The 6,000-nt window shown below is 61.8% G+C and carries 5 protein-coding genes; all 5 read right to left on the bottom strand.

The annotated features are described in order from the left end of the window. Window positions 1-17: 17 nt before the first annotated feature. Entirely contained in the window at window positions 18-1,340 is a 1,323-nt protein-coding gene (locus SNL23_RS21110) for an ABC transporter ATP-binding protein (RefSeq protein WP_076017164.1), read from the bottom strand. Between the two features lie 14 nt (window positions 1,341-1,354). Continuing rightward, window positions 1,355-3,100, bottom strand: coding sequence for an ABC transporter permease (locus SNL23_RS21105; RefSeq protein ID WP_167662659.1), 1,746 nt, complete (start codon window positions 3,098-3,100; stop codon window positions 1,355-1,357). A 226-nt stretch (window positions 3,101-3,326) separates the two neighbouring features. Then, a complete protein-coding gene (locus SNL23_RS21100) occupies window positions 3,327-4,055 on the bottom strand; it encodes an alanyl-tRNA editing protein (protein ID WP_076017166.1) in 729 nt (242 codons plus the stop codon). A 2-nt stretch (window positions 4,056-4,057) separates the two neighbouring features. Further along, the gene (locus tag SNL23_RS21095; RefSeq protein ID WP_167662658.1) at window positions 4,058-5,050 is read right to left on the bottom strand and encodes a serine O-acetyltransferase; all 993 of its coding nucleotides are present in this window, start codon (window positions 5,048-5,050) and stop codon (window positions 4,058-4,060) included. Window positions 5,051-5,072: 22 nt separating this feature from the next. Beyond that, window positions 5,073-5,987, bottom strand: a complete 915-nt coding sequence (locus SNL23_RS21090; protein ID WP_063034033.1) for a PLP-dependent cysteine synthase family protein — start codon at window positions 5,985-5,987, stop codon at window positions 5,073-5,075. Window positions 5,988-6,000: the final 13 nt, after the last annotated feature.

The following is a 6,000-nucleotide window of genomic DNA, read 5'->3' as shown; positions in this document are numbered from 1 at the left end:
GGTGTTCGCCTCAAAACCTACATGCTGCCTTCCACATCATCCAGGCTGAACGTCTCGGTATGGTCGTCATAGGAGAAAATCTCCGCATACCGTCCCCATGCCACCACGCTTTCCAGGGTCTTTTCCACAAAGGCTTCCGTCATCGAATCTTCCAGTTCCTGCTCGAAACGCACCCGTGGCGCCCGGTGGCCGCTGCGCTCAAGCAACACCTGGTGAATACGTGCGGCCAATGGCACGTGGCGGATCAAGTGTTCGGCAAACAGGGTTTTACGCTCCTGGGTGCCGTAGTCGGCGAACAGTTTGCCGGCGTCGGTGAGGGTGATGTCGGCACCCTTGAGTTCGGCGAAGCCCAAATGCTCAAGCATCTCCGCCACCGGGAACAGATCGTCGACTTCCAGCAAACGCCGTTCGGCCACGGTCGGCAGGCCGGCGTGGCCGTTGTAGGGCTCGGCGGCCAGGGTTTCGATCAGGCCGGCCATCAGGTTGGTGGAGACTTCCGGCAACAGGCTGCCCATTTTCAGCTCAGGCAAACCTCTGCTGGCGTCAGCGCTGCGCCGGTCGGTCATCAGGGCGTAGATGTCGTCGACCATTTGCCGGAAGGTCGGGTCCAGCCGGTTGCGCGGGTGGGCAAATGGCACCTTGATCTCGGCCACCACCCGGCCAGGGTTGGACGACAGCACCAGGATGCGGTCGCACATCAGCACCGCTTCTTCGATGTTGTGGGTCACGATCAGGATCGATTTGATCGGCAGTTGCTTGCCGCTCCACAGATCCAGCAGGTCGGTGCGCAGGGTTTCAGCGGTGAGCACGTCCAGCGCCGAGAACGGTTCGTCCATCAGCAGCAGGGTCGGGTTCACCACCAGCCCGCGGGCGAAACCCACGCGTTGGCGCATGCCACCGGACAGTTCGCGCGGGTAGGCGTTTTCAAAACCGTCCAGGCCGATCAGGTCGATGGCCGCCAGGGCGCGCCTGCGGGATTCCTTGCGCTCGACCTGCAAGGCTTGCAGGCCGGCCTCGACGTTTTCCAGCACGGTCAGCCACGGGAACAGTGCAAAGGTCTGGAACACCATGGCCACGCCTTCGGCCGGGCCGGTGAGTGGTGCGCCGTTGTAGCGTACTTCGCCCGACGAGGGCTGAATCAGCCCCGCGATGATGCGCAGCAAGGTCGACTTGCCCGAGCCGGAACGGCCGAGCATGCCGACAATCTCGCCCTCGTGCAGGCTCAAGTCCACGCCGCTGAGGACTTGCAGCTCATCTTTACCTTTGCCGAACACCCGGTTCACGTTTTTCAACGAGTAGATTTCCGGGGTGTCGGCGGCATGCTCGGTATAGGTAGTCATCACTGCGAATCCCATCAATTCAGACGAAGTTTGTTTTCAGCCAGGGCGTACATCGGCCGCCAGACCGCGCGGTTGAACGCCACCACGAAGATCGACATCACCACCACGCCCAGGGCAATTTTCGGGAAGTCGCCGGCGGCGGTGGTCTGTGCGATGTAGGCGCCGAGCCCGTGGGCGACTACGTTGTCCTGGCCCCAGGACACGTACTCGGACACGATACTGGCGTTCCAGGCACCGCCCGAGGCGGTAATGGCGCCGGTGACGTAGTACGGGAAAATCCCCGGCAGCATCACTTTGCGCCACCACAACCAGCCGCGAATGCGGAAGTTGGCCGCGGCTTCCTTGAAGTCATTCGGGAACGCGCTGGCGCCGGCGATCACGTTGAACAGGATGTACCACTGGGTGCCCAGCACAATCAGCGGGCTCAGCCAGATATCCGGGTTGAGGTTGTAGTGCAGGATCACGATGACGAACACCGGGAACAGCAGGTTCGCCGGGAATGCCGCGAGGAACTGCGCCAGCGGCTGGATTTTTTCCGCAAGCGCAGGGCGCAAGCCGATCATCACGCCCAACGGCACCCAGATCAGCGAGGCGATCAGGATCAGGCCGACCACCCGCAACAACGTGATCAGCCCCAGCACGAATACATGGCCTACTTCGGCGAGGGTCACTTCGGTGCCGACGTACTGCACGATGTGGTACAGCGCATAAGCGGCCAGCAGCGCGATGAGCGTGCCCCACACCCAGTCGATCACTTTTGACGCCTTCGGTGTTTCTGCCGGCAACGCCTTGAGTGCGCCGCCCGCCAGGCTGAAGCGCTTGTTGCCAATGCGGCTGATGGTGCGGGTGAGCGGCCGCAGGATGCGCTGGACGATGCGCGTGCGCTGGATCAGGTTCAGCAGCCAGGATTGCGGCGCGGCGCCTTGGGAGGCAGTGGTTTCCATGCGGAACTTGTCGGCCCAGGCCACCAACGGGCGGAACAGGAACTGGTCGTACATCAGGATGACCACAATCATCGCCAGGATCACGTAACCCACGGCGTGCAGGTCTTTTTGGGCAATCGCCAGGGCCAGGTAGGAACCTACACCCGGCAAGGTGATGGTCTTGTCGCCGACGGTAATGGCCTCGGAGGCGACCACGAAAAACCAGCCGCCGGACATGCTCATCATCATGTTCCACACCAGCCCGGGCATGGCGAAGGGTACGTCGAGCTTCCAGAACCGCTGCCAACCGGAAAGCCGCAGGTTGGTCGACACTTCCACCAGGTCATTGGGCAGCATGCGCAGCGACTGGTAGAAGCTGAACGTCATGTTCCAGGCCTGGCTGGTGAAGATCGCAAAGATTGCGGCGAACTCCGCACCGAGCACGCGCCCGGGGAACAGCAGCAGGAAGAACGTCACGGTAAACGAGATGTAGCCCAGTACCGGTACCGATTGCAGGATATCCAGCACGGGCACCAGCAGTTTCTCGGCGCGCCGGCTTTTGGCGGCCAGGGTGCCGTACAACAGGGTGAACACCAGCGCTGCAACCATCGCCGCCAGCATGCGCAGGGTGGTGCGCATCGCGTATTCCGGCAGGTTGGCCGGGTCGAGGGAGATGACTTCACTTTGCAAGGTGGCGATGGGCGCCCAGGTTTCCCGGGCAGTGATGGAGAAAAACAGTAAAAAGCCGATCACCAGGGGCAGGGCGACCAAGTCCCAGCGGTTGGGCAACAAACGCAATGTGGACGCAGGGATGTAGTGACGGAGCACTCTTTTCATAGGCAGTCAGTCCTGCAGCGTTCAGGTTCAGGGGCGTGATGGGAGTGAGCTTAGCTGCTGCACGAATGACCCTACGAGAAGGAAGGGCGCTGTTTTCGCGAGTCAGGGCAACGAGGCGTTGCAGGCGGGATTGTACGTTTCTAAATGTTACAGGCACATAAATTTGCTGTCAGTTTCCTGTACGAACTGCAGCTAGGGCGGTGGCGCCCCAGCTGCTTCTCGGCTGCTATTCAAACCGCAGGATCACCCGACGGTTGTGCTTGCTCTTCTTCTCGATTTTTTCGCAGAACACCCGGCCGATTTCCTCGGTATTGGTCACATGGGTGCCGCCACAGGGCTGGATGTCGATGCCGGCAATTTCGATCACCCTTACTGAGCCTTGGATCACCGGTGGCGCCACCGCCTGGGTGCGGGTGATCTGTAGCAGGGTCGAGTACTCCGAGGCGGGCATCGACAGGGTTTTCACCGCGTGAGCCTGTTCGATCAAGGCATTGAGGTCGCGGGTGATGGTGTCTTTGTCGAGGGTCATTTCCGGCAGGTCGAAATCCAGGCGGCCCTTGTCGGCACCGATGCTGCAACCGGTCACCGGTGCATCGATGATCGAGCACAGCAGGTGCAGGCAGGTGTGCATTTTCATGTGCTGGTAGCGCCGCTCCCAATCCAGGCTGGCGTCTACCTGCATGCCGGCGGCCAGTTGTTCAGGGCACTGTTCGACTTGATGCCAGATGATCGAGCGCAGCACCGGATCACGCACGGTGCCGGTGATGTCCACGCGGCTGCCGTCGGGCAGGATGAAGTGCCCGGTGTCGCCCGGCTGCCCGCCGCCGGTGGGGTAGAACAGCGTGTGCTCCAGGGCGATCCCCTGTTCGCTGACGGCAATCACCCGCGCACTGAACGCATTCTGGTAAGGCGCGCTGTCGAACAGCGCGAGGGTTTCCATGGTGTGCACGGACATGTTCAACCTCCGACGATCAGTGGGCTGGCTTGCAGCAAGCGACGAACCATCGCGCTCAAGCCAGGGGGAGATAGCAGGGTGATTTCAAATTCGGGCCCGGTCACTTTCAGGTTCAGCGGCAGGCGCGGCGGGTAGGCCGTAGTCTCGATATGACGCAGGCGGAACTGCAAATGGTGGCGTTCCTTGACCGTTGGCTCCAGCAGCAGGCCGGGCAAGGGATGGAAATCGGCGTCGAGCACCATCACCTTGTGGCTGGCGTTGACCTCGCCCACCACGTGCAGGCGTTCGTCGAGGGCAAACGCACCGAGGTAATTGCTGTGGTCTGACTCATCGTTTTTCTGCAACTGGATCTGATTGACCACCTTGACCTTGGTGCCGGCCGGCACGTCCTGGGTGATCACGCAGGACGGGCTGATAAACACGTTGTCGCCGATCAGCACATAACCCAGCACCCGCGCGCCGGAGCCGACCTCCACGTTGTTGCCCAGCCGTGGGTGACGTTTGCCGTCCGGATTGTTGGCGATGCCCCGGGCGCCGAGGGTCACGCCGCAAAGGATGTAGCAGTCGTTGCCGATCTCGCAGGTTTCACCGATGACCGTGCCGTAACCGTGGTCCAGCACAAAGCGTCGGCCGATCCGCGCAGCGGGGTGGATTTCGGCGCCGGACAGAATCTTGCCCTGGTTGCTCAGCTTCAGGGCGATGGTGGAAAACACGCCGTTGTTCGTGTCCGGGAAATTCCACACCAGGTGCGCCAGCCGGTAGTACAGCACGGCCTTGAACGAGGCGTAGGACTCCAGGATCAGTTCACCCCGCCCACGGGACGCCGGGTCGCGCCAGGCATAGGCGATCAGGTCTTCGGCCACCGCCTGGGCCGCCGCCTGGATCAGCGGCGCAAGATGCGCCTCCAGCTGCTTCAACTGCGCAGGCGTAAGCGTGGTGATGAGGTGGGTGAGCAACTCATCGTGCAGCTGTTGCATGTCGATAAAGCCCCCCATGGAGGCACCCCCGCAATAGTTGTTATTCAAAACAGGGCAAATAACTGTCGGCACTGTCGTAGACCATGGTCAGCACCACGGTGTCGGTGGGCAGTTCCGGCGCCAGCTTGGCGATCGCCACCATGTTGGCGGCCGACGACAGCCCGAGGCTGATGGCGTCGGTGCGCATGATGCGTTTGATCATGTCGAGGCATTCCTGGCGGGACACCTTGAGCATTCCGTCAATGATTGCGACGTTGAGAATGCTCGGGATCAAGCCGATCGACAGGCCCTGGATATGGTGCGGCGCGTGGCGGTCGCTGAGCAGGTCGCATTCTTCCGGTTCCACGCCCATCACGCGGATCGCTGGCCAGGTGCTCTTGAGGGTTTCGCCGATGCCGGTGATATGGCCGCCGGTGCCGATGCCGCTGACGAAGTAGTCGACCCGCAGCTCGCCGAAGGCCCGGATGATTTCCCGGGCGGTGGTGTCACGGTGGGTCTGTGGGTTGGCGCCGTTGCGCTGTTGGTTGAGCATCACGTAGCTGGGGTTTTCCAGCTGCAGCTCCATGCATTTTTCGCCGTGGGAATTGTTGCCCTGACGGCTGTCCGACAGCACCACCTTGGCGCCATACAGGCGCAGCAGTTTCTGCTTCTCGGGACTGTAGTTGTCGGGGATCACCAGCACCACCTTGTAGCCGAGCACGTTGCCGGCCATCACCAGGCCGATGCCGGTATTGCCGCCGCTGGGCTCGATGATGGTTTGCCCGGAGCCGCGAATCAGAATGCCCCGGCGCTCGGCATCGAGGATCATGCCCAGGGCGATGCGCGCCTTGTGGCTGCCGCCGGGGTTGAGGGATTCCAGCTTGGCGTAGACCTCGATGCCAAGGTCTTCGGAAAACTGTTCCAGACGCACGATGGGCGTTTGGCCAATGGCGTCGAGTATCGAGTTATGCAACATCAAGTAAGAGCCC

It is taken from the genome of Pseudomonas sp. SED1, from assembly GCF_034044025.1.
In the GTDB taxonomy this organism is placed as follows: Bacteria; Pseudomonadota; Gammaproteobacteria; order Pseudomonadales; family Pseudomonadaceae; genus Aquipseudomonas.
The sequence above is the reverse complement of the archived record's forward strand: the minus strand, read 5'-3'. Positions and strand labels throughout refer to the sequence as shown.